A 24,743-nucleotide genomic window follows, 5' to 3' on the forward strand; every position below is an offset into this window, starting at 1 on the left:
TCGATTATGCTTGCTTCAGTCTGGCGATAAACGCCCGCATATCAGCGTGATTTACAACACGCTCTGCATCAACATCAGCAAGTCCCTGTAACACCCTCTGATGACGCTGTTCACCGAACGCAAACCGGCTCTCCTTACCTTCAAAGCGGTACTTGAGATACCAGCGCTTAGAACCGTTAGGACTCACCAAAAGATACAGGCCGTGCGCGTCCGCGAGCTTATAGGCTTTCTCGCGGGGCTTTGCGGTACGGGCAACAACGTCGGTCAGTGCCATAATTTGGGGGTCAACTCATAATCGAAGTGAATTGACCCTTATCTTGACCCCCAAATCATCTGGATGTCAATGGACGAAAAAAGACCACTGTGGATAAAACAGACAAAATCGCAGCGAGAGAAATGAAATTAAAATCGTTATTTTACAGATAGATATGGACGTTACTGGACGATTACGGACATAAAAAAAGCCACCCTGAGGTGACTTGATTTTCATACGATGGTGCCGAAGGCCGGACTCGAACCGGCACGTATTTCTACGGTTGATTTTGAATCAACTGCGTCTACCGATTTCGCCACTTCGGCACAGAAGTAGTATGCGGAAAACGGGTGCATTATACCGTTTGATGGCCCACGCGCAACGTTAATCCACTCTACACTCGGCTAAGTGCTGAAAAAATCATCTTTAGCAACGCGTTATGGCTACTTTGCCGTCAATATTGTGTGGTATGAACGTTTTAGCGAACAATAAAAAAGCGCCGAGGGTTCATTCGCACGGCGCTTCTTTCTAAGACTCGTTGAGTTCTATCGCCGTTTCAACAGCAAGGCCACGCTGATGAATAAAAATACCGAGCTAGGCAACACCGCGCCCAATATCGGTGGAATACCATAAACCAGGCTAAGTGGACGGAAAATCTCATTCAGCAGGTAGAAGAGAAAGCCGAAGCTGATCCCTATCACGATACGTGAACCTGCTGACACGCTACGCAGCGGGCCAAAGATGAAAGAGACTGCCATAAGCATCATCACCGCCACCGAGACCGGCGCAAAGATCTTACTCCACATATTGAGCTGGTAGCGGCTTGATTCCTGACCACTCTGTTTCAAGTATTTGGCGTAATCATGCAACCCACGAATCGATAGCGCATTAGGTTCCAGCGCCACCACACCCAGTTTATCCGGCGTCAGGTTGGTTTTCCATTCGCCACTGAGCGTCTGACTGCCACCAATTTGTTTGCCGTCGCTCAAATCAGATTCATCAACTTGCGAGAGGTTCCAGACATTCCTGTCCTTATCAAACTCAGCGGAGGCCGCGTAGCGTACCGACAGGAGTTTGTTCCGATCGTCGAAGTGATAGATGTTGACGCCAGACAGCTCTTTATCGCCGACTACCCGTTCAATATAGATAAAGTCATTACCATCTTTTGCCCACAGTCCGCCCTGCGTAGAGATCATCGACCCACCGGAGATCATCTGAGAACGGTAGTTACGCGCCATCTGCTCCCCTTGCGGAGAAACCCACTCACCAATCGCCATCGTCAGCAATACCAGTGGGATCGCTGTTTTCATCACGGCAGTCGCGATCTGCAAGCGGGTGAAGCCTGAAGCCTGCATTACCACCAGCTCGCTGCGGGTCGCGAGTTGACCCAATCCTAGCAGCGCGCCGAGTAGTGCAGCCATAGGAAAGAAAGTCTCAATGTCTTTTGGGACGCTAAGCAGCGTATACAGCCCCGCGCCCAGCGCCGAATACTCGCCCTGCCCGACTTTACGCAGTTGGTCGACAAACTTGATGATGCCGGAGAGCGACACCAACATGAACAATGTTGTCATGATGGTGGTGAAAATCGTTTTACCGATATAGCGGTCTAATACACCAAACATCAGGCCGCTCCTTGGATTCTAAGGGAACGGGGCTTAAAGCGAGCGCGCACTTTGCGCATCGGCACGGTATCCCATAGGTTAAGCATCACCGCGATGCCAAAGTACATCAGGTTGGTCAACCAGACCCATACCATCGGATCAATTTTCCCTTTACTGGCGTTAGAACGCAGCGAGCTTTGCAGCAGAAAGAAGATCAGGTACAGCAGCATCGCAGGCAGCATACTCAGTACCCGTCCCTGACGTGGATTCACCACGCTCAGCGGCACCACCATTAGCGCCATGATCAGCACCGAAATAATCAACGTCAGCCGCCAGTGGAACTCTGCGCGCGCATCGTGCGCATCCGAATGCCAGAGGGTTGACATATCCATTTGCTGCACGTCGCTATTATTTAACGTCACGCTCTGGTGACCAATCACAGCCTGATAGTTGGTGAAATCCGTGATACGGAAGTCGCGCAGTAGCGCAGTGCCTTCGTAACGCGATCCGTTATCCAACGTCACAACCTGCGCCCCCTCTTCGTTTGGCGTGATATGACCACGATCGGCCACGACAACAGAAGGTCGTGCGTTACCGCTGGGCCGCAGCTGTGCCAGAAAAACGTGCTGAAACTCAGAACCTTTCACATTGCCGACAAACAGCACCGCATTGCCACCTTGTGCAGATTGGAACTGTCCTTCTACCAAGGCGGCCATGCCAGGATTGGCTTTCGCTTCTGCCAACACTTCTTCCTGATGCCGTGACGACCACGGGCTGAGCCACGTGACGTTAATCGTTGCGATGATGGCAGTGAATACAGCCAAGGCCAGCGCGGCTTTCAGCAACACGCGTTTGCCTAATCCGCAGGCGTGCATGACGGTGATCTCGCTTTCCGCATAGAGGCGGCCAAACGTCATCAATACGCCAAGAAACAGACTTAATGGCAGGATGAGCTGCACCATCTCTGGCACGCCCAATCCCAACAGGGAGATAACCAAATTTGTCGGGATTTCACCATCAACAGCGGCGCCCAGTATCCGTACTAATTTCTGACAAAAGAAAATCAGTAGCAGAATGAAAAGGATCGCCAGTTGGCTCTTAAAGGTTTCCCGTACCAGATATCGAATGATGATCACGCTTAATTACGCCTGTGAAAACTTGTCTTTTTGCAGGAAAATCGATAGTTTCTTCGCTAACGCGCCATTTATACTCATTTTTGGCAGCCCTCTTAGCTAAGACTGTATTACAACACATTGCGTTTGAGCAGTTGTATCAGAACCTGCTTATAGTCACCAAAACAGGTTCGCTACGTCGTTAAGATTAACACAGGTTATGTTAACGCAACGGCGGGAAAGTATTACGGAGTGTCACATTCTAGCCGTTGCCCCCGCCTTTGTCTTTAAGATTCAGGAGAGTACATGGAGTTCAGCGTAAAAAGCGGTAGCCCGGAAAAACAACGCAGTGCATGCATTGTCGTCGGCGTGTTTGAACCGCGTCGTCTGTCCCCTATTGCCGAACAACTCGATAAAATCAGCGACGGCTATATCAGCGCGTTGCTTCGCCGTGGTGAATTAGAAGGCAAAGTGGGGCAATCACTGCTCTTGCACCATGTACCTAACATTCTTTCCGAGCGCATTCTTCTGATTGGCTGCGGTAAAGAGCGCGAACTTGATGAACGCCAGTACAAACAGGTGATTCAGAAAACCATCAACGCTCTCAACGAAACCGGTTCGATGGAAGCTGTCTGCTTCCTGACTGAGCTACACGTGAAAGGCCGTAATACGTACTGGAAAGTGCGTCAGGCGGTCGAAACCGCAAAAGAGACGCTGTATACCTTCGATCAGCTCAAAAGCAACAAGGTCGAGCTGCGCCGTCCGCTACGCAAGATGGTATTCAACGTGCCGACGCGCCGCGAGTTGACCAGCGGTGAACGCGCCATCCAACATGGTCTGGCGATTGCTGCGGGTATCAAAGCTGCGAAAGATCTCGGCAATATGCCGCCGAATATCTGTAATGCCGCCTATCTGGCGTCGCAAGCACGTCAACTGGCCGACACCTACAGCCAAAACATCATCACACGCGTGATTGGTGAACAACAGATGAAAGAGCTGGGCATGAATGCCTATCTGGCCGTGGGTCAGGGCTCGCAGAATGAATCGCTGATGTCCGTGATCGAATACAAAGGCGATCCGAACCCGGAAACTCGCCCGATTGTGCTGGTCGGTAAAGGTCTGACCTTCGATTCCGGCGGCATCTCCATCAAACCTGCCGACAGCATGGACGAAATGAAATACGACATGTGCGGTGCGGCAACGGTCTACGGTGTGATGCGTATGGCGGCCGAGCTGGCGCTGCCATTGAATATCGTCGGCGTACTGGCGGGTTGTGAAAATATGGTCGATGGGCGCGCATACCGTCCAGGCGATGTGCTGACCACGATGTCCGGCCAAACGGTAGAAGTGCTGAACACCGATGCGGAAGGTCGGCTGGTCTTGTGTGATACACTGACCTACGTTGAGCGCTATGAGCCGGACGTCGTCATTGACGTCGCGACGCTGACGGGTGCATGCGTGATTGCGCTGGGGCACCACATCACCGGGCTGATGGCGAACCACAATCCGCTGGCGCACGAGCTGTTGAGCGCGTCCGAGCAATCTGGCGACCGAGCATGGCGTCTGCCGCTGACCGACGAATTCCAGGAACAGTTGGAATCCAATTTTGCCGACATGGCGAATATTGGTGGTCGCCCTGGCGGTGCAATTACCGCAGGCTGCTTCCTGTCGCGCTTTACGCGTAAGTACAGCTGGGCACATCTGGATATCGCGGGTACTGCATGGCGCTCTGGCAAGGCCAAAGGCGCAACGGGTCGTCCGGTCGCACTGTTATCACAGTTCCTGCTTAACCGCGCCGGACAGAACGACGTAGAATAAGACTTTCGCGTCAGTGCGATGGCCTTATCATGTCATTGTCGTCTTATGGGCCGGACTTCCGGCCCTTATCACTTTCTGGCTCTTAGCACTCAATAGTGTAAACAATGAAAAACGCAACGTTCTATCTTCTCGAACACGACAGCAAAAGCGGTGAGCTCAGCGCCCATGAGGCACTGGCATGCGATCTGGCGGCAGAACGTTGGCGAGCAGGAAAGCGCGTGTTGATTGCCTGCGAAGACGAGCAGCAGGCTATCAGGCTGGATGAAGCATTATGGCAGCGCGATCCCAACGCGTTCGTGCCACATAATCTGGCAGGCGAAGGGCCGCGTCACGGCGCACCGGTTGAGCTGGCATGGCCACAGCGACGTGGTAATGCACCACGTGACCTGCTGATCAGCCTATTGCCGCAGTTCGCAGATTTTGCCACCGCTTTCCATGAAGTGATAGACTTTGTCCCTTACGAAGAATCCTTAAAACAGTTGGCGCGCGACCGCTACAAAACCTATCGCAGCGTCGGCTTCCAATTGACCACGGCTACGCCGCCAACTCACTGAATTTTGAGCATAATGGAAACGAAATATAACCCGCAAGATATCGAGCAGCCGCTCTACGAACTCTGGGAAAAGCAAGGCTACTTCAAGCCGCACGGCGACACGAGTAAAGAAAGTTTCAGCATTATGATCCCGCCGCCCAACGTCACCGGCAGCTTGCATATGGGTCATGCTTTCCAGCAAACCATTATGGATACGTTGATCCGCTATCAGCGTATGCAAGGCAAAAATACCCTGTGGCAGGCGGGTACCGATCACGCCGGTATCGCTACGCAGATGGTGGTTGAGCGCAAGATCGCCGCAGAAGAAGGCAAAACTCGCCACGATTACGGCCGCGAGGCGTTCATCGACAAAATCTGGCAGTGGAAAGGCGAATCCGGTGGCAACATTACTAACCAGATGCGCCGTCTGGGCAACTCTGTTGACTGGGAACGCGAGCGTTTCACCATGGATGAAGGCCTGTCCAACGCGGTGAAAGAAGTTTTTGTCCGCCTGTATAAAGAAGACCTGATTTATCGTGGCAAGCGCCTGGTAAACTGGGACCCGAAGCTGCGCACCGCGATTTCCGATCTGGAAGTCGAAAACCGCGAAGTGAAAGGGTCGATGTGGCACCTGCGTTATCCGCTGGCCGATGGCGTGAAAACTGCTGAAGGGAAAGACTATCTGGTCGTCGCCACGACTCGCCCGGAAACGATGCTGGGTGATACCGGCGTTGCCGTTAACCCGGAAGATCCACGTTATAAAGATCTGATCGGCAAAGAAGTGATCCTGCCATTGATTGGCCGTCGTATTCCGATCGTTGGCGATGAACATGCCGACATGGAAAAAGGCACCGGCTGCGTGAAAATCACGCCAGCTCACGACTTCAACGACTACGAAGTGGGTAAACGCCATCAGTTGCCGATGGTAAATATTCTGACGTTCGACGGTGATATCCGCCAGAGCGCCGAAATTTTTGACACCAATGGCGAAGTCAGTACCGCTTACAGCAGCGACATTCCAGAAACCTTCCAAGGTCTGGAACGTTTTGCTGCACGTAAAGCACTCGTCGCCGCATTCGATGAACTCGGCCTGTTGGAAGAGATCAAGGCACACGATCTGACTGTTCCTTACGGCGATCGTGGCGGTGTTGTTATTGAACCGATGCTGACTGACCAGTGGTACGTGCGTGCTGCCGTGCTGGCTAAACCTGCGGTGGAAGCGGTAGAAGATGGCCGCATCCAATTCGTGCCAAAACAGTACGAAAACATGTACTTCAGTTGGATGCGTGACATTCAGGACTGGTGTATCTCCCGTCAGCTGTGGTGGGGCCACCGTATCCCTGCCTGGTACGATGCCAATGGCAACGTCTATGTGGGCCGTACCGAAGCGGAAGTACGCAGTGAAAACAACCTTGCTGACGATGTCGTTCTGAATCAGGACGAAGATGTGCTGGATACCTGGTTCTCATCCGGGCTGTGGACGTTCTCTACATTGGGTTGGCCGGAACAAACGCCCGATCTGAAAGCGTTCCACCCAAGCAGCGTGATGGTCAGTGGCTTCGACATCATCTTCTTCTGGATTGCTCGCATGATCATGCTGACCATGCACTTCATCAAAGATGAAGACGGCAAACCGCAGGTGCCGTTCCACACTGTCTACATGACCGGCCTGATCCGTGATGAAGAAGGCCAGAAGATGTCTAAGTCCAAAGGGAATGTGATCGACCCGCTGGATATGGTCGATGGCATCTCGCTGGAAGCGCTGCTGGAAAAACGCACCGGTAACATGATGCAGCCACAGCTAGCGGAAAAAATCCGCAAGCGCACTGAGAAGCAATTCCCGAACGGCATCGAACCTCACGGTACAGACGCCCTACGCTTCACGCTGGCGGCGCTCGCCTCTACTGGCCGCGACATCAACTGGGACATGAAGCGTCTGGAAGGTTACCGTAACTTCTGTAACAAGCTGTGGAACGCCAGCCGTTTTGTGCTGATGAACACCGAAGATCAGGATTGCGGTTTTGGTGCTGGTGAAAAAGTGCTGTCGCTGGCTGACCGTTGGATTCTGGCAGAATTCAACCGCACAGTGAAAGCTTACCGTGATGCACTGGACGGTTATCGCTTTGATATTGCCGCCAACATTCTGTATGAATTCACTTGGAACCAGTTCTGTGACTGGTATCTGGAACTGACGAAGCCTGTAATGAACGGTGGTACAGAAGCGGAACTGCGCGGTACACGCCACACGCTGGTTACCGTACTGGAAGCATTACTGCGTCTGGCGCATCCGATTATTCCGTTCATTACCGAAACCATCTGGCTACGTGTTAAAGCGCTGAAAGGCATTAACGATGGCACGATCATGTTGCAGCCATTCCCTGAGTTCGACGCCGCGCAGGAAGATACGCTGGCATTGAACGATCTGGAGTGGATCAAGCAGGCGATTACCGCAGTGCGTAACATTCGTGCAGAAATGAACATCGCGCCGGGTAAACCGCTGGAAGTCTTACTGCGCGATGCCACTGCCGAAGCACAGCGTCGTGTGGAAGAGAACCGCAGCTTCATCCAAACGCTGGCACGTCTGGAAAGCATTACGCTGCTGCCAGCGGGCGATAAAGGTCCAGTTTCCGTCACTAAACTCATCGATGGTGCCGAGCTGTTGATCCCAATGGCCGGCCTAATCGACAAAGCGACAGAGCTGGATCGTTTGGCGAAAGAAGTGGCGAAAATCGAAGCAGAGATTGAGCGCATCGCAAGCAAGCTGTCCAACGAAGGCTTTGTGGCACGTGCACCGGAAGCGGTTGTTGCCAAAGAGCGTGAGAAGCTGGACGGCTACGCCGTAGACAAAGCTAAGCTGCTGGAGCAGCAAGCAGTCATCGCGGCGCTGTAACGCTAATCGATTTCCAGCAGTAGTATGATTAATATGAAAGCCTCGTTGCAAAACGGGGCTTTTATTTTTTTCTCGTGTAAAGATGTTCTACTATCAATATGAATTAAGACAAACCAGAGAAAATAGAATAGCTGCCAGTGAGAATTAACGAACTACCACTAATGACAGAGAGAATTTTAATAAATGAAGCATTAACAATGTTTTTTCCAATAGAAGAAACTGCCGCATATAGAAGATCTGTTGTCATACTCACACAAATAAAGACAACACCTAATATAATAAAGTTAAACTCATAGTCAGATAAAGAGTATATAAATGACGGGATAAATGTGGAGAAAAAAATAATAGCTTTAGGATTAGATAATGTCGTTACCATTGCCTTTATTAAACTAACAAAAAACCTATTATCATCTTTTTTATTGGTACTGCTCACTCTTCTTTTATTTAAAATAATTCTACAGCCTAAAAATACAAGATAAGCGCCACCAACTAGTTTTATAAGATAAACATATTCACTAAATGCTTTAGCCCCAACATAGGTAATGACTAAAGATGCGGAAATCAACATCACCTCACCTAAACGAAACCCAATCATAAAAGGAAGTGTTTTTTTAAATCCGTTACTAATTCCTTCGTTAATTAAAAGCGTTACTGCCGGCCCAGGAGAAAGTGTTTGCAGAGATGCGATAATACTAAAATAAATAATTGTCGATAACGTTAACATTATTAAAACTCCGGCGTTTTAAATGAAATGGGAGGCACATTATCCCATAACGTCAGCGCTCTGGCTGACAGTTTTTTATCCTGTACATCGTCGTTTCTGCTATTGCCCACTGCCCACAAATTATAATCTGTTGCCATTTCCACCTCACATTACTGCACGTCAGCCGTCGGCTTGCCAGGACTGAACTGCGCTTCTTACCGATAAAAACAACGATCCTGGCTCAAGGGCCGTGAGCATTCAAGCGTATGAAATCAAATTGAAAACTTCTGCTCTTAAGCAATCAAACTCTTCATTTTCATCAAATAGAAGAACACCATCCTTGTAGAGTAATAAGTCATTCAATGATCCCATTCAACCATAAAGGCCCAGAAGCTCTGTTCGGACCACATCTGGGGTTCCAACTTCACCTACATACACTTTTGTACCTGAGGGAATTTTTATCGAAAAATATGTGTCTATCGGTGATACCCCCCCACCAGACCGCTTTATCGATCCTTGTTTAAATAAAACCTTGCAGTGCTTCGTAACTAAAGAACTGACCATAAGGTTTATCACCCCTCTCCCCAAAAAAGAATAATATCTTCCTTCAATACCATCACTAAAAGTGGCTGCTAAATTATTATCTAACGGTTCAGGCTTAATTGCTGAATATTCCCCAATACCCTTAGTGGGGGAACGAAACAACACTGTGATTAACAGCAGATTCAGCTTTACCCACTACTTTAGCTACCACTCTTTCCGTGAGTGCTGCCCCTGCTTTCGCAACACCGACCCCACCTGCGATGGCAGCAGCCAAATCAGACTCGAGTTTACAGTCTGTCGGCAATGACTCGTGCCGCCAACTCACCCGTCGCGAGCACGTCTCTCGCCATCTTCCTGTTAGCATCAGAGAGCCCCGCAGTCTTCGCTTTCGGTTCTCGACGTTGATAAGGCTGAACACGACGTCAAGTCAGCCCTCTTCACAATTGAAGTAAAAGAACCACAACCGCGGGCAAAAACCTCCCAGCCAGCAGCTCAGCGGAAAGTGGCTGGAAGACCTCGGTTTTAACACCGGACAGCCGGTGATTGTCACTGTTGAACACGGTAAACTGATGATTGAGACGAAACTGCGGTTCTGACGGTAATCCCCCCGAAAAACCGGTGTGTTCATAAGTAGAATTTTCTCGTAATTTGAACCGGGGAGATTTCTATGAAAAAATCACGTTTTACTGACAGCCAGATCATGTCCATTCTGAAGCAAGCCGAGGCCGGAACACCGGTGGCTGAACTGTGTCGTGAACATGGCATGAGCAACGCCAGTTTCTATAAGTGGCGTTCGCGTTTTGGCGGGATGGATGCCTCCATGATAACTCGTCTGAAAGAGCTGGAAGACGAAAACCGCCGCCTCAAAAAAATGTATGCTGAAGAGCGCCTCAAAGCCGAAATCATTCAGGAAGCCATGGCAAAAAAGTGGTGAAGCCATCGCGTCGAAAGCAGATGGCGCAGGATGCGGTCAGGAGCCGGAATGTCAGCATAAGTTTTGCCTGCCAGTTGTTTGTTGTCAGCGAAAGTTGCTATCGCTATCAGCCTCAACTGAATGAGGAAAATGAGGTCATTGCTGACTGGCTGCTCCGCATCACTGGCAGCCAGCGCAACTGGGGGTTTGGCCTGTGCTTTTTGTACCTGCGCAACGTAAAAGGCTTCCGCTTCAACCACAAAAGGGTGTACCGAATTTACTGCGAGCTATCGCTGAACATGCGAATAAAGCCGAAAAAAAGACTGAAACGGGATAAACCTGAGCCGCTGAGGGTGCCAGAAAGCCGCAACGAATGCTGGTCGATGGACTTCATGCATGATCAGCTATCAGATGGTCGCTCCATCCGTTTACTGAATGTCATCGATGACTTTAATCGTGAAGCACTGGCTATTGAAGTAGATTTTTCCCTGTCAGCAAGTCGTGTGGTGAGGACTCTCGAACAACTCATTGAATGGAAAGGTAAACCGGCAGCAATACGATGCGATAACGGGCCAGAATATACCGGAAAAGTACTGATGTCATGGGCAGCTCAGCAGAATATAACGCTTCGTTTTATTCAGCCCGGCAAACCTCAACAGAATGCCTATATTGAGCGATATAACCGGACGGTGCGTTATGACTGGCTGGGCCAGCACCTGTTTAACTCACTGGACGAATTGCAGGGCTATGCCACGCAGTGGCAATGGTTTTATAATCACGAACGTCCGAATATGGCACTGAATGGCTTCACGCCGATGCAGCATATTCAACGCATGACCTGATTCTACTTATCACCTCCGTTAAAAATGGGGGGATTACCCGTCCGGTTAAAACGCTCGATAAAGGCATTCTGTGTTGGCTTGCCCGGTTTAATAAACTCCAGAGCTACCCCATGCTCTTCCGCCCATTGTGACAGCGTCAGCGACACCAGCTCTGGACCGTTATCCATCCGCATCTTTAGCGGATATCCTCGGTTTGCCACTATCCTGTCCAACACACGAACAACGCGTTGAGCCGGGATATTCAGGTCAATTTCTATCGCCAGTACTTCTCGATTAAAATCATCCACCACGTTGAACGTGCGAAAACGCCTGCCACACACCAGTGCATCATGCATAAAATCCACTGACCAGCTCTGATTCAGGTGTTCCGGCGTCGCCAGTGGAGCTGGATAACGCATCGGCAAACGTTGCTTTCCTTTACGACGAAAATTCAGTTTCAGTAAACAATAAATACGATGAACGCGTTTATGATTCCATGCATACCCCTGCCTGCGTAGCTTCTGGAACAACTTCTTGAAGCCGTATCGCGGATAACGTTCCGCCATTTCAGTCAGAGCCTGAATGACCGGTTCATCACGCCGGGTGTCAGGCTGATAAAAATAGACCGTCCTGCTCAACGATAACGTCCTGCATGCCTGGCGGATGCTCATCGCAAACTGTGCGGTCAGATAACTGACGAGCTCACGCTTTATCGCTGGTTTTAAAGCTTTTTTTCAATAACATCTTTAAGTGCGCGGCACTCCAGACTCAGATCGGCAAACATCTGTTTCAGTCGACGGTTTTCGTCCTCCAGATCTTTCATCTTTTTGATATCAGACGCTTCCATACCGCCAAACTTCGCTTTCCAGTTGTAGTACGACGCCTCGGATATTCCCGCTTCGCGGCAAACATCTTTGACGGTCCGTCCGGCTTCAACGGACTTCAAAACGGCGATGATCTGGTGTTCGGTAAATCGGACTTTGCGCATGGCGATCTCCTCAACGGGATATAATCAGTATGTCGGAAGATCTCTAAAAGTGAATGGTTCGTTTTGCAGGGATACTTACATACTGACTACCCTGATCAGAGTGAACCAGTACCTGTTTTTGAGGATTACGCCTCCACACCGCCATAAGTAATGCGTTCAGGACAATCTCTTTTGTCATGCGGGGTTGCATTGACCAGCCGATAACTTTTCGGGAGAACAGGTCAACCACCACGGCCAGATACAGCCAGCCTTCGTGAGTTCGGATGTAGGTTATGTCCGTCACCCAACGCTCATCTGGTGAGTCCGGATTGAACTGCCGCTGGAGCCTGTTCGGTGCCACGATGCTGGCTTCGCCTTTACGTGTCCGTGGGCTACGGTACCCAACCTGAGCTTTTATTCCGGCATGCTTCATCAGCCGCCAGACCCGGTTCACCCCGCACTGCTGCCCGGTATCACGCAGATCGAGATGGATCTTGCGATAACCATAGACGCAGCCAGACTCAAGCCAAAACTGTTTGATCTGCCCGGTCAGCATCTGGTCTGCCTGATGACGCTGTGAATGTGGCTGCTGAAGCCAGACATAAAATCCGCTCGGATGGACATCCAGAACCCGACAGAGCATACGAACAGGCCAGCAACGGCTGTTGTCGCGGATAAAGACGTACCTCAGTCGGACAGCTTTGCGAAGTACGCCGCGGCTTTTTTTAATATGTCCCGTTCGTCGGTAACCCGCTTCAGCTCTTTCTGGAGACGGCGGATCTCGGCCTGAGCATCTGACTGTTCTTTATTAGTGGAAGATTCCAGACCGTACTTCTTTATCCAGGCGTAAAGGCTGTGGGTGGTGATATCGAGACGTGTTGCAACGCTGGAAACAGAATGACCGCGATCAACAACCTGTTTGACCGCTTCAATTTTAAACTCTTCGGGATAACGCTTACCGCTCATGGGCACCTCACTTTTAAGTCATCTTAAATGACTCTCAGGTGTCTGTTAAACCCGTGGCGATTCAGTTCTCTGACTTTTTCACACCAAAAGTCAACATAGTTTGAGGAACTGCAAAACAGCCACCACGGCTCGATATCCTCTAATTCCAACTGGGATACATAATTGATAAAGCTATCAGGAAAAGAAAATCCTGAGTATAAATATTTTTGATACATCATAGCTCTATCAGTCATTTATTTACCTTTACCTGTTATTCTTGGTGAATCAGATGAACCATAAGGATTATTTTTACTAAACCCACCACTTTGGTTGTTAATCCTTCCTGTTATAGCCTCTCCCCACGTTGTGGCAGAACCAAAACGACCTGAGTTAATCATATCTTTTGATAACGGATCGCTGAAGTTTCTGACATTCGCATTTACCTTAATACCTGCATCTCTGGCTGCATTTATCCTAGTATTATCCATACTAGTCATATTTCCATCCGGCATTTTTACAACATCAACCGGATCACCTTTCCAGCCATTTTTTTTCATGCTGGAAACAAGATCATCATAATTATATTTCACACCTGTATCTCGGGGGGATTACCGTCCCAGCCTGCACCTTACCGGGAACTGGCTGGAGGCGGCGGGCTTTGGGACGGATACACCGGTGATTGTCACCGTTGAGCACGGCAAGCTGGTGATACGCATTGTGGCTGAGTGACTGGCAACAAAAAATCCCGGCCTTTTTAGGGGCCGGGTTTTTCGTTATTTCGTTAATTTGTATTGAATTTAGCTATAAATATATAAATCAATAGAACTTTCGGCCCCAATACACCCCAAGAAATGGTTCGTTTCTGCTGACCAATATATAGATGGCTTCTCCCCATTTTCTACTTCTATTAAAAGAGAAAATATGAACGTAACACCATACTTCTCTTTTATTTCTTGCAAAGACTCAATTTTGCATCTTAACAAAGACAGAAGCTTCCTTGTTTGTTCATCCACATCATAGGACTCTTCTTTATCTGTACAAATAGACCAACTAGTCTCCGTACTGGGCCTTTTCCTCGTCCCACTAATAATACCTTTGCGATGAACTTCCATAGGCTCTATCTGTAACAATGCAGTTATCTCATTGGGTTCAAAGACATCTCCACAAATGGAAAATTCTGCTTTTACTGTTGTCTTATCCATATAACTGCCTTACTTATTAATAAATTCGCCAGTCGGGATGCCTTCGCCTTTCCCGCCCTTTCTAAAAATCCACAATTGCCCATTATCTTTATCAACATAAATGTCATAAAGCTTTATTTCTGCTTTAGCACCGAGAAAATCCTTTTTGATCTGGTGAGCGTCAACTCCATTGTTTTTCAGGAATTTATCATCAGCAACTTTTATGTTAGATGGCTTTTCTGCCCCATTGTCATGCCCATCACTTGTCATATGGCTTGGTGACTCGGGAGAGCTATCTGCGCTACCAGTATTATTAGGTGATGGTTCTATAGTCTGGTTTCCACCTGTATTACTTAATCCCGTATCAGTCGGGCCATTGTTGTTACCTGTATGATTTGCACTCTGCTCAGGTAATTGGTCTCCTCCCGTATTGGTTGGACCTGATCCGGTTATCTGGTCGCCTCCTGTATGCGACGGCGCATACTTATCCTGAAGCGAGTTCAGATACTTCACGGTGATCTCATCATTACCCATCATGTTCAGTCTGATGAGATGATCCAGTTCCTCCGACGAGAGATTGTCCGCGATTTCCTTCGCTACAACACCGGTAATGCCCGCTTTCACGCCGAGCTCAAGTAACTTTTCAGCAACCTTGGTTCGGCATGGTGCCGCTATCGCACATCCTTCAACCAGCGCTTTGCCGAAGAAGTTATTCTCAACAACAACTTCTTCCGTTGTGAAGTCAGTCAGCGAACACCACTTTTCCCTGTACCGTCAGCCAGTTACAGCCGGTTTTTCCTGATGCATTTCGATAACCGGACGCCCAGACCCCGATACACACTTTTTCACCCCGACACGCTACCGCCCCGCCGTGACTTTGCTGCCTGCAACCGCCACATCATAGCAGCGGCGACAGCCGCTGCCATTAGTCGTTTCGCCGTTCGGGGGTTTACCACCTCAACCCGCCACACCCCAAGCATTACGACACCTGAAGGTCGGCTATGTCAGCCGTCGCCATGCAGATCGCAACGATATCACCCGCTATTACAGCCGCAGCCCCAGCCTGCACCTTACCGGCAACTGGCTGGAAGCCGCAGGATTTGGGACGGATACACCGGTGATTGTTACCGTTGAGCACGGCCAGTTGCTGATACGCATCGTGACTGAATGACAGACAAAAAAATCCCGGCCTGTTTAGGGGCCGGGATTTTTACGATTACTTTCATTGAGTCAGGTAAATTCTATTATTGCCCAAAATTTTTCCACGATAGCGCGTGCTTTTTTGATTCAGTATGGAGACAACTTTCAACTTCTTTCCACACAGACTCATTTTCATCGGTGGCTGTAACTAAAGATTCAATAAGACCAGTTGCTACCGCCGTTGCCAAGTCATCATTATCTGACACTATTCCGGTTTCGATGTGCTGGAAAAAAATTGATTTATCTGACTGCTCTAATGAGGCTAATTGGCTCACTAGCGCTTTACCTACTAGCGAAAATAATAAAATTGTCGGCGGAGGATCTGGGTACCAATATTCGACACTCTTATTTACTTCATTTTTTATATATTCCGACTTCTGAGTAAAGATACTCAGATACTCATTAACATACTTATCCATCACTTCTTACCCTTAAGAGCATTTTGCATATCTTTCAGAACGTTTTCCGCCGCAGTTCTATCACTTGAAGAGGCCTGAGGATTTTTATTCAACCAATCTTGAAGAGCCTTGGAGTATGTTTGCGCTTTTTCAACATGCCCCCTTCCGCCAACTTTTTCGCCCGTAGCTAATTCATAGCGAACAGCATCTGCGGTACTTCCACTACCAACTTTGGCATTTGGCCTATATAAATCATTGATTATGTTTTTAAGATTATCATCCTTAACATTAGGCTTTTCCATTGATGCACGTAACGAATCCACATATTGTTCATACTGTGATCTGCTTTTAGGATCTGATGAAGAATCATTATTACGGGCATTCTCTTCATCCTGAGGCTCCCAACCGCCCGGCGTACCTGAACCTGTACCACCCAGTTCCGCTTTTTGCTCGTTAGTCAGATCCTTACCTAAATTTGGATTAGAAGCACTCTCAGAACCGTATTTATCCTGAAGCGAGTTCAGATACTTCACGGTAATCTCATCATTGCCCATCATGTTCAGTCTGATGAGATGCTCCAGTTCCTCCGACGAGAGGTTATCCGCGATTTCCTTCGCTACAACACCGGTAATGCCCGCTTTCACGCCAAGTTCAAGTAACTGTTCCGCTACTTTAAGCTGCTGGGACTGCCCTCACAGCGTTTGACCAAGCGCGGCCCGGCTTCACGGCTGGAGCAGCAGATTGAGATAATCAGCCAGATGCCGAAGACCAGACAGAAGTTTGTCACTGAGATGCTGGATAACGTGATTGGTAAATCGGAGTAGTTAACAGACGCGGAGCCAAGGTGATTGCAACACCTCAGCCCCGCTAACCATAACCAACTAAGCAGGAGTTGATCATGACTGAACACGATTCTACGTCAGACCCCGCCACACCCCAAGCATTACGACACCTGAAGGTCGGCTATGTCAGCCGTCGCCATGCAGATCGCAACGATATGACCCGCTATTACAGCCGCTGCCCCAGCCTGCACCTTACCGGTAACTGGCTGGAAGCCGCGGGATTTGGGACGGATACGCCAGTGATTGTCACCGTTGAGCACGGCAAGCTGGTGATTGAGACTGAGCTGCGGTTTTGACCGATAAAGGTAAAAATCCCGGCCTTTTTAGGGGCCGGATTTTAGTCAATCTAATTAATAAACTGACCGGCCGTTATTTTATTCATGGATTAACGTCATAACGCTTATCCTGGATAATGTAAGGCTCTGCAACATCTTCCCACACAACATTCGCCATGTTTTGCCATTCTGTCGGATTCTTCTGTTTTGCAATATAACCTCTGATTAGCTTAACAGCTTGATTAAAACCCGCCTTATCTAACTCAACAAATGAATAAAACTTTAGATATTCGCCTTCTTCAGACTTAATTATCTCATGCAGTTCGGGATAGTCTGGTAAAAGCACAGCATCCAGCAGATCGCCAAAGGCATCCCAATAGCTCCCGTTAACAAAGCCTCCGGTTCTTTGGAAATTACTTTCTCTTTGCCCATTATCATTCCAACCGATAAATAAACTCGCCCCCATACTATCACCTCATAATAATAACTTTATCTTGCTGTGCTTTAGGCAGTGTTTTTATATAGTCCACGAAGACTTTTTGGTTAGCAGGCGTTAGAACTCTAAAATCAACAGGCACAAAGTCAGCTTTTTGCAAATGATCTTGGATAACATCTCTTCCACTACCAGCACTCATGTTTTTCTCATAAAATTTATTTAGCCCATCTATTTCTTTTTGTGACAGTCTATCGGTCGTATACATGGCATCGACGGTTTTACCTTTATTAGGGCCTGACGTAATTACAAAGTCAGGTGAAGTTCCTGATTTTGCTCCAGGCGAAGGCGTATAACGTTCCATTGTACCAAGAGTAGGCTCTAATTGTGCGGCAGATGCAGCTTCCGCCGGTTTTAGCTTACCGTTCCCCCCCAGATCCGGGGTATTAAGTCGGTCATGTCCTTCCAGTGGTGTAACATTAACTTTTACTTCGTAAATGCCATCTGCATTCTTGACCAGCTTTTCTGTTTTTCCCAGTACAGCGCCGAACTCCGGCACTTTTTTACCAGGTAAAAATATACTCGCCAATATTCCGCCTGTCGCTTCCAACGCGGCCTGATTGCCACCAGACGCCTGTGTGAGCGTGTCAGCTATTGCTGACCAGGTTTCACTCTTCATCAGCGCTTTCACTGCGTCGGCTGCTGCCTGATTTTTACCTGCCAGATCGCTTAAAGCCTTATTACAATAACCATCTCCGACAGCACATGACGCCAGTGCCATCGCACCATCCGCAACATAATCTGCTCCACCTAATGCGGTATCACCAGTATCAGCGACAGCATTGATAATACTGTTCGCGATAGCTGAGGTTGTGCCGTCGCCCAGCTTGTCGCGGACCTCTTTCTTCCACCATTCCGCACTTTCTTTTACTGACTGACGCGCCTTATCTCCACTCAGCGAGTTATTCTCAACCGCATTCTGACTTGCCTGCGCGCCCGCTACCGCATTTGTCGTCGAGTCGCCCACCGTGCCGGCCGCCAGACCACCCGCCAGAAGCGAAAGCGTGGTGACCGTCTGTTTTTCGCTTTCCGTCATCTCCGAGATAGCTTTACCCGGGTAGAGCCTCTCGGCAATGACTCGCGCCGCCAGCTCACCCGTCGCCGCACCCGCAGCACCCGCCAGCGCACTGTTCCCACTGGCTTCCGCCACTATACCGCCCAGTACCGCGTGCGCTACCGCATTGGCTGCAATATTGACATTATCATTTGCATCCGTCGTCGCTTTTTTGATTTCTGCCGCCAGATACGGCGCCGCTGCACCCGTTATCGCCTGTGCAACGTTCCCCCCCGCCAATCCCTGCACCGCCGCCGAGACCGCCATTATACCCTGACGGATCGCGCCCCCCGTGCCAAAACCCGAACTGTTCAAGGCCTGAGTATAGGCTTTGTCATACGTCGTCTGATAAACATATTGCTGAATCTCGGCCTCTGTCGGGTTCAGGTTTGGCTTATTGCCCGTCGCGAGCGCGTCTCTCGCCATCTTCCTGTCAGCATCAGAGAGCCCCGCAGTCTTCGCATCGGCCTCCGCTTTCGCCGCTTTCGTCGCAATAATCGCCCCATGCGTACCAGCAATATCCATCACCTGACTGCTGATTTCTGCAATCACCTGCATTTGTTGCAGACGCTTCTGCTCTTTCTCTTTGTCAAAAATCGGGCTCAGCGTCTGGTTTGCATGTTCAACATCGTTACTCAGCTGCGCGACATCCTGACGCTGGTTCGCCTCATCACGGATGACCAACTGCCCATTGCTGATTGCCGCACGCGTGGTACTCGCCGCATTACCGTCATTATTTCCGCTTATCAGTGAGTTGGATGCCAGATTACTGAGCATCTGCATGCCTACCGGCCCGCCCGTACTGATACCGACGCCGCTGTGAGAGGTCTCAAACTCGGCTCGGTTCTCAATATCACTAAAGCCCAGCGTCCCGGTGTCTAATCGGTTTTTCGCGGCCTCTGCCGTGGAGCCAATCACCGCGCCATCGAGCTGCGTATGATTGCCCACCTGCACATCGTAGCCACCTTGCCCGGCAAACAGCCCGGTCTGCTCCTGCACGCTGCGATAATCGCTGTGCATTTTGTCCTTGCTCATGTTGAAACTGGCTGACGCGCTTCCCGCACCATAAATCGGAATGCTGACGCCTGCACTCATGCTCTGCTGCTTGCTGTCGTAAACGTCGCTATCCTGCTCACTGCGCAACAGCAAATCCCGTCCGACGCGTGCCGTTACCTGCTGCCCACTGACCTGTGCACCCTGCAACGTGGTATCACGGCCGCTGTTTAGCCGAACCTGACGCCCCGCGTCCAGTAGCGTTTCAGTGTGGCTCAGCCCTTCACCCAGTTCACTGCCTTTCGCTTTATTCATGCTGGCGTTTACGCTCAGACTAAAGCCGCCGCTGCCAGCGCCCAGGCTCAGACCAATGCTGCCGCCTTTGCTCTTGTTACTTCCTTCCGTGTGCTGACTGTTCTGCGCGGACACTAGCTGGATATCACGAGCAGCATCCAGTGCCACATCCTGACCCGCGCGCAGCTCGCTTCCCTGCACACGAATATCATCACCGGTTGCGGTCAGAGACAGGTTCCTCCCAGCGTTCAGGCTGCTGCCTTGCGCGGTGCGTTGCTCCACCGTTTGCTCGGATTTCGATGACTGGCTTCCCAGCGAGACGCTGACGCCCACAACATTGTTATTCGTAGGATCGTCTTTACCTTTCAGCGCAGCCAGATAGGCAGCCTGCCCCGCTTGTACGCCGCTTAACGTCGCTTTCACACCCTGTAACGCTTGAAGACGGCTATCCTCCGTCTCCTTAGCCGTCTGCGCCGTTTGTACCGCCGTATTCACCATACCACCGACCGTGCCACTCAGCGCCAGCGTTAACCCACTCTGCTTCTGTTCATAGGTCTGGCGCTGCGTCTGACTGTTCTCCGCCGCCGTCACTGCTATCGTCTTACCTTGCAGCGCCAGATCCTGTCCGGCAACCACGTCACTACCTTTCACAGTCAGTTGATTGCCCGCCAGCAGCGTCGTGTTGCCTTTTTCACTACCGATGATGCTGGCTTTCTCACTCATGCCATCTGTATCGGTCGTGCTCTTTTGGCTGGCCTGACCAATGCTAAATCCGATACCGCCACTGCCCATCAAACCGGATTTTTTCTCTTCCTTTAAATGAGTTTCCTGATGATTTTCTTGCGCCGTCGTCACGGTAATATCGCGTCCGGCGGTAATGCTGACATCCTGCGTACCCGCAACGGAGCTACCCGCGATCTGCACGTTATTGCCTGCACCGATCGCCACCGTCTCGCCGCTGAACGAACTGCCCACCGCCGATTGATGCTGAATGCTGTCATGGCGTTCGCTGGACTGCGCAGAGAGCAGGCCACGACTGCTTTGCTTGCTGTGTTCCGTCAACGTATAGGATGACTCACCGCTGGTCAAATTGATGTCATTGCCCGCCTGAACCTGTAGCCCCTGCTGCGCGGTGACGGATGCCGCCGTCGCATTCAGGTCGAGTCCCGCACGTAATGCTATCTGGCCATTCGCGGCGATTTCACTACCGATATCTTTGCTTGCCTGATAATGGCGATAATTATTGCTGTCCCAGTCGCTATTCTGCGTTTCCGTGGTCGTCAGCGTTGCCAGATTCAGGTTATTCCCCGCGCTGATCAGCGTGGAACTGTCAGCCCCCGAATTAATCACCTGGCTTCCGATCAGGTTGATGTCTTTGCTGGCCGCCAGCGTCAGTTCACCCTTGTCATTCTGAACGTACATGCCCGCGATGCGATCCAGAATGCGATTATCCTCACCGCCACTCAACGTGCTGGTACTGGTGATAGTGCCGCCCGCCAGTGCGGTCAATTTATCTTCCGCCTGAATGACACCACCGACATTATTCAGATCGTTACGAACCTGTAGCTGCACCTGTTTACCCAGCAGAGTCCCCCCCTGATTGTCCAGCGCATCGGACGAGATAAACAGGGTATCGCGCGCGGCAATACGTCCGCTGTTCAGCAGGCCTCCGGCAAGTCCAACAGAGATCGTGTTCCCCGCCAGCAGACTACCCGCACCGACTTGTTCATTCGAGCGAACGTTGGTGTAAACCTGCGGAACAAGCACCGTCTGCGAAGAGCCGTCTGCCAAGGTCACTGATTTTCTCACCATCCAGACCATATCGGTGGTGAGCAACGCCATCTGCTCTTGCGTCAGCGCTACACCCGGCGTCAATGAGAACTGACGACCAAATGCGATACCCGCATTCATCAATGCCTTGTACTGTGCTTCATCGCTGTTATAACCCGCCAGATAGCGCTGCCCGGTTAATTGGGCGATCTGTTCGCGTGCTTCTCGCTGTTCGTAGAAGCCATCACCCAGTCGTTTATCCTGCCCCTCAATACTGAAGGCCTGTAGCATATAATCAGAGCTAAGCCACTGTTTCTGGTTGGTGAAGCGCGCATCCGTTTCCACCAGATAGCGGCTTTCTGCGGCGGGTTGTAGCGTAAATAAACTACTGCCTGGAAGCGTCGCCGTCGGCGTACCCACATTCTGACCAACGTTACCTGCTCGCAGCGCCGTCACTACATAGCCCGATCCGTCAAATGCTGCCTGGTCACGCCAGTCATGCACTTTTAGATCGATCGTTTCGACTTGAGCCGCTGGCGCATAGTTATTGCCGTCAATACCCTGTGAGGTTTTTGTTACCCCTCGCCAGTTCTTTTTCTTCTTGGCATACCAGCGTTCCTGCCACCCACTCTCAGACGTAGTACGTTCGCCCGGCGTCGCCAGATTGCTCAGCGCCTTCACACCGTCAATTAACAGACCGGCCGCAATCACGCGGCTATCGCTGTTGGTCATCCGTGCCGCTGTCAGATACAGATTATTACCGGACAGAATCTGCCCCGGATCGCTCTCTTTCACCCTGGTTTCATTCACCGTTCGGGTATAGATGTAGCGATAGAAGTCCTCACTGGCATAGCCATCCGGCATATGCGCAGTGTTCACGCCGTATTTATTGTCTGTCAGCCAAATATCGCTCCAGTTGTAGCGCGTGGTATGTCCACGCAGCACGGCTTCATCGATATGGGTCGCACTGGTGACAATTTCCGTCACCAAATTATCGTTAACGTTATTAATCTGACCAGCGGACAATGCCATATCACCAATGGACTCAATGGTGGCACTGTGGTTATTGATGGCATCGGCTTGGCCTGTTGCCATACCTTCCGCATCCAGATTACGTCCCAGCGTCATCACGCCATCACTGTAAATCAGCCCATGTTGACGATTGTTGAGCGTGCCTACACCGAGATCCAAACGCTGGCGTGCGGCGATCGTCGCCCCCATGCCAGCTTCATTCAGATTGTTCAGCGTCTGCGCTTGCAGGCTGATCCAGTCGCCATAAATGCGACCGCTCCCCATGTTGCTCAGCGTGCCCGCATCAATACGGGTTTGATCGCCATCGATCAGGCCGCGGTTGGTTAACGAATCCGACAGCGCCAGTCGCGTCTTGTGGCTGCTGATTTCACCACTTGCCTGATTATCGAGACGTGTAGCCGTCAGCGTCAGCTCACTACCAGACTGGATTTTTTGGCGGTTGGTGACATCCCCCGCCACCGTGAGGTCGAGTTTACCGTTTGCAATAACATCGCTCTGGTTATCGAAGCGCTGTGCGGCAGTCAGCGACATGTCACCCAGTGACAACAGTTGGCCGTCGCCACTCAGACTATCGGCTTGTACATCCAGCTTTTTCCCGGCAATGAGCGTGCCGTCGGTATTATTGACGGCTTTCGCCGCCGTCACCTTAAGGTTGTTATCCGCACTGACTTTCGCTTTACGGCTGGAAACCGATCCACTGGTGGCATTGAGCGTAACATCGGTCGCCTGCGTCTGACCGCCATCGGTATTCACCTCTGCCGCGGCTATCGTCAGCGACCCGCCGGCGAGTTGCTGGCCGTTAGCATCAGCGCGCTGGCTGGCTGTCAGAGATAAATTGCCCGTTTGCGCCACCGAACCGTCGCTGTTGATACCCGCCCCCAGCACAGCACCTTTCTGGTTAGTGATGTTTGCCGCTTTCAGGGTCACATCGCGCTGTGCCGCCAGTACGCCACGGTTAGTCGTCTGTTTCTGTGTGCCGACACCGACATCACGCTGAGCGTAAACTTTGCCTCTATTATCCAGTTCACGACCCGCCAGCTGTACATCCTGTGAGGCATTAATGCTGCCACTGTTCTCAATGCGGCCATCGGCAGAGATCGTCACGCTTCCCGCCTGTGCACCAATCGCACCCGCGTTGCGTACCCCAACACCTTGCTCCGTACCAATGAGCTGGATCTTACCCGCGTACATACCACCGAGTTGCGCTACGTCCACCGCCAGCTTCGGCTCTGTGCGATCCGTTGACGTTGAAGCCGTCGCGGCTTTCTCGATTTTCTGCTGCTCAGCATCTACGGTATTACGCCCCGCCGTTACTTTTAGGTCATTCGCCCACAGCCCGGCGTTGATTTCTGCACTCTGCGCGATCAGGTCGGTATAATCCTGACGGCTGGAGTCCATCCCCGCCCCTTGAACGCGAATCGTGCCTTTCTCAACCTGATAGCCTTTAAGTTGGCCGTTTTCCATCATCACCTTGCCGGTCGTCAACGTCGCCCGGTTCGCATTGATGAAACCGCAGCCGTCACAGGTGATGCCCGACGGGTTGGCGATAACCACCTGCGCTTTTTTCCCTGCAACTTCGATGTACCCATTTAATTTGCTGGGATCGCGTGAATTCACTTCATTCAGAATGATCTTCGCTTCGCCTTTAGCCAGCCACGGGTTACCCGCCACCCAGCCGCCTTGCTGTGTTTGCACCTGATTACGCGAGTTATTGAGAATGGCACCTTGCTGATTCACATCGAACTGGCTGTAGACATTGCGCGATACGCCGCCGGCACTTGGCGTTTGAATATTGACCTGTGGCGTCCCGTTTGCGGTTTGTAAGACGTTAGGTTTTTGGTTACCGGGCGCATTGCCGTCCGCGACAATGTTCGCCTGTGCCACAGGCGCAAGCGCGACAAACCCCATCACGCCCAGCAATAGGAACGTCAGTGGAGAAAGCCGCCCGGTTATCTGACTCAGCGTCGACCCAAGTCCCAACGGAGAAGAATCTTTGACGCAGCCGCGACACAGTTCAGAGACCACCATCAACACGCCACGAGCGCGGTTAAAAACGATGCGATACAGGTGCTTATTCATTCTTGTTATCCATTCAAAGAAAGAAATTTTTCAA

16 protein-coding genes, 1 tRNA gene and 6 pseudogenes are annotated in these 24,743 nt (G+C 50.7%); 9 read left to right on the top strand and 14 right to left on the bottom strand.

All coding sequences use genetic code 11. The features are described 5' to 3' along the window. Window positions 1-112: 112 nt before the first annotated feature. The 4 genes and pseudogenes from A6301_RS20345 to lptF form a co-directional block, all read right to left on the bottom strand. Window positions 113-274: pseudogene (locus A6301_RS20345) on the bottom strand (Arm DNA-binding domain-containing protein); the annotation flags it as partial. 220 nt (window positions 275-494) lie between these two features. Further along, a tRNA-Leu gene (locus tag A6301_RS20350) sits at window positions 495-579 on the bottom strand. Window positions 580-798: 219 nt separating this feature from the next. Then, entirely contained in the window at window positions 799-1,875 is a 1,077-nt protein-coding gene (lptG, locus tag A6301_RS20355) for an LPS export ABC transporter permease LptG (RefSeq protein ID WP_107169455.1), read from the bottom strand. Continuing rightward, the gene (lptF, locus tag A6301_RS20360) at window positions 1,875-2,990 is read right to left on the bottom strand and encodes an LPS export ABC transporter permease LptF (protein ID WP_234258606.1); all 1,116 of its coding nucleotides are present in this window, start codon (window positions 2,988-2,990) and stop codon (window positions 1,875-1,877) included. Before lptF ends, lptG begins: the two co-directional genes overlap by 1 nt. A 282-nt stretch (window positions 2,991-3,272) precedes the next feature. Here lptF and pepA point away from each other — a divergent pair, with 282 nt between their 5' ends. The 3 genes from pepA to A6301_RS20375 all read left to right on the top strand — a co-directional run bounded on the left by pepA (window position 3,273) and on the right by A6301_RS20375 (window position 8,206). Beyond that, window positions 3,273-4,784 (top strand): leucyl aminopeptidase, encoded by a 1,512-nt coding sequence (gene pepA, locus A6301_RS20365; RefSeq protein WP_005973662.1) that lies wholly within the window; start codon window positions 3,273-3,275, stop codon window positions 4,782-4,784. Window positions 4,785-4,888: 104 nt separating this feature from the next. Next, window positions 4,889-5,338 (top strand): DNA polymerase III subunit chi, encoded by a 450-nt coding sequence (locus A6301_RS20370; RefSeq protein ID WP_005973664.1) that lies wholly within the window; start codon window positions 4,889-4,891, stop codon window positions 5,336-5,338. A 12-nt stretch (window positions 5,339-5,350) separates the two neighbouring features. Beyond that, the gene (locus A6301_RS20375; RefSeq protein ID WP_234258607.1) at window positions 5,351-8,206 is read left to right on the top strand and encodes a valine--tRNA ligase; all 2,856 of its coding nucleotides are present in this window, start codon (window positions 5,351-5,353) and stop codon (window positions 8,204-8,206) included. Window positions 8,207-8,309: 103 nt separating this feature from the next. On the opposite strand, the gene A6301_RS20380 is transcribed toward A6301_RS20375, so the two are convergent. Continuing rightward, window positions 8,310-8,930, bottom strand: coding sequence for a LysE family translocator (locus tag A6301_RS20380; RefSeq protein ID WP_234258608.1), 621 nt, complete (start codon window positions 8,928-8,930; stop codon window positions 8,310-8,312). A 992-nt stretch (window positions 8,931-9,922) separates the two neighbouring features. Between A6301_RS20380 and A6301_RS20385 the strand changes: the two are divergent. Both A6301_RS20385 and A6301_RS20390 read left to right on the top strand, forming a co-directional pair. Beyond that, a pseudogene (locus A6301_RS20385) lies at window positions 9,923-10,048 on the top strand (SymE family type I addiction module toxin); the annotation flags it as partial. Window positions 10,049-10,119: 71 nt separating this feature from the next. Continuing rightward, a protein-coding gene (locus A6301_RS20390; RefSeq protein WP_234258609.1) for an IS3 family transposase occupies window positions 10,120-11,207 on the top strand; the annotation gives its coding sequence in 2 pieces (ribosomal slippage) (window positions 10,120-10,372 and window positions 10,372-11,207; 1,089 coding nt in all). A 38-nt stretch (window positions 11,208-11,245) separates the two neighbouring features. On the opposite strand, the pseudogene A6301_RS20395 reads toward A6301_RS20390, so the two are convergent. The 3 genes and pseudogenes from A6301_RS20395 to A6301_RS22445 all read right to left on the bottom strand — a co-directional run. Then, window positions 11,246-12,174, bottom strand: a pseudogene (locus tag A6301_RS20395) (IS3 family transposase); the annotation flags it as partial. A gap of 73 nt (window positions 12,175-12,247) precedes the next feature. Continuing rightward, window positions 12,248-13,119: pseudogene (locus A6301_RS20400) on the bottom strand (IS3 family transposase); the annotation flags it as partial. Between the two features lie 233 nt (window positions 13,120-13,352). Continuing rightward, window positions 13,353-13,688, bottom strand: coding sequence for a hypothetical protein (locus A6301_RS22445; RefSeq protein ID WP_304622732.1), 336 nt, complete (start codon window positions 13,686-13,688; stop codon window positions 13,353-13,355). A 28-nt stretch (window positions 13,689-13,716) separates the two neighbouring features. On the opposite strand from A6301_RS22445, the pseudogene A6301_RS20410 reads away from it, so the two are divergent. Beyond that, window positions 13,717-13,827 (top strand): annotated as a pseudogene (locus A6301_RS20410) (SymE family type I addiction module toxin); the annotation flags it as partial. A gap of 68 nt (window positions 13,828-13,895) precedes the next feature. On the opposite strand, the gene A6301_RS20415 reads toward A6301_RS20410, so the two are convergent. Both A6301_RS20415 and A6301_RS22525 read right to left on the bottom strand, forming a co-directional pair. Further along, window positions 13,896-14,300: a DUF4279 domain-containing protein gene (locus tag A6301_RS20415; protein WP_234258610.1), complete on the bottom strand. Its 405-nt coding sequence runs from the start codon at window positions 14,298-14,300 to the stop codon at window positions 13,896-13,898. A 9-nt stretch (window positions 14,301-14,309) separates the two neighbouring features. Next, a complete protein-coding gene (locus tag A6301_RS22525) occupies window positions 14,310-14,549 on the bottom strand; it encodes a polymorphic toxin type 33 domain-containing protein (RefSeq protein ID WP_370642263.1) in 240 nt (79 codons plus the stop codon). 763 nt (window positions 14,550-15,312) lie between these two features. Here A6301_RS22525 and A6301_RS20425 point away from each other — a divergent pair. After that, window positions 15,313-15,450, top strand: a complete 138-nt coding sequence (locus tag A6301_RS20425; protein WP_370642264.1) for a SymE family type I addiction module toxin — start codon at window positions 15,313-15,315, stop codon at window positions 15,448-15,450. A 73-nt stretch (window positions 15,451-15,523) separates the two neighbouring features. Here A6301_RS20425 and A6301_RS20430 read toward each other — a convergent pair whose 3' ends face one another. Both A6301_RS20430 and A6301_RS20435 read right to left on the bottom strand, forming a co-directional pair. Next, window positions 15,524-15,898: a hypothetical protein gene (locus A6301_RS20430; RefSeq protein ID WP_103860613.1), complete on the bottom strand. Its 375-nt coding sequence runs from the start codon at window positions 15,896-15,898 to the stop codon at window positions 15,524-15,526. Continuing rightward, window positions 15,898-16,521, bottom strand: a complete 624-nt coding sequence (locus A6301_RS20435) for a hypothetical protein (RefSeq protein WP_234258612.1) — start codon at window positions 16,519-16,521, stop codon at window positions 15,898-15,900. The genes A6301_RS20430 and A6301_RS20435 overlap by 1 nt, the downstream gene beginning before the upstream one ends. 30 nt (window positions 16,522-16,551) lie before the next feature. Between A6301_RS20435 and A6301_RS20440 the strand changes: the two are divergent. Next, window positions 16,552-16,701 (top strand): annotated as a pseudogene (locus A6301_RS20440) (transcriptional regulator); the annotation flags it as partial. Window positions 16,702-16,775: 74 nt separating this feature from the next. Then, window positions 16,776-17,015, top strand: coding sequence for a SymE family type I addiction module toxin (locus A6301_RS20445; protein ID WP_234258613.1), 240 nt, complete (start codon window positions 16,776-16,778; stop codon window positions 17,013-17,015). 82 nt (window positions 17,016-17,097) lie between these two features. Here A6301_RS20445 and A6301_RS20450 read toward each other — a convergent pair whose 3' ends face one another. Both A6301_RS20450 and A6301_RS20455 read right to left on the bottom strand, forming a co-directional pair. Beyond that, the gene (locus tag A6301_RS20450) at window positions 17,098-17,460 is read right to left on the bottom strand and encodes a hypothetical protein (RefSeq protein ID WP_234258614.1); all 363 of its coding nucleotides are present in this window, start codon (window positions 17,458-17,460) and stop codon (window positions 17,098-17,100) included. Window positions 17,461-17,464: 4 nt separating this feature from the next. Then, window positions 17,465-24,709, bottom strand: coding sequence for a hemagglutinin repeat-containing protein (locus tag A6301_RS20455; RefSeq protein ID WP_234258615.1), 7,245 nt, complete (start codon window positions 24,707-24,709; stop codon window positions 17,465-17,467). Between the last annotated feature and the right edge of the window lie 34 nt (window positions 24,710-24,743).

Source organism: Pectobacterium sp. IFB5596 (assembly GCF_021432585.1).
GTDB classification, from domain to species: domain Bacteria; phylum Pseudomonadota; class Gammaproteobacteria; order Enterobacterales; family Enterobacteriaceae; genus Pectobacterium; species Pectobacterium punjabense.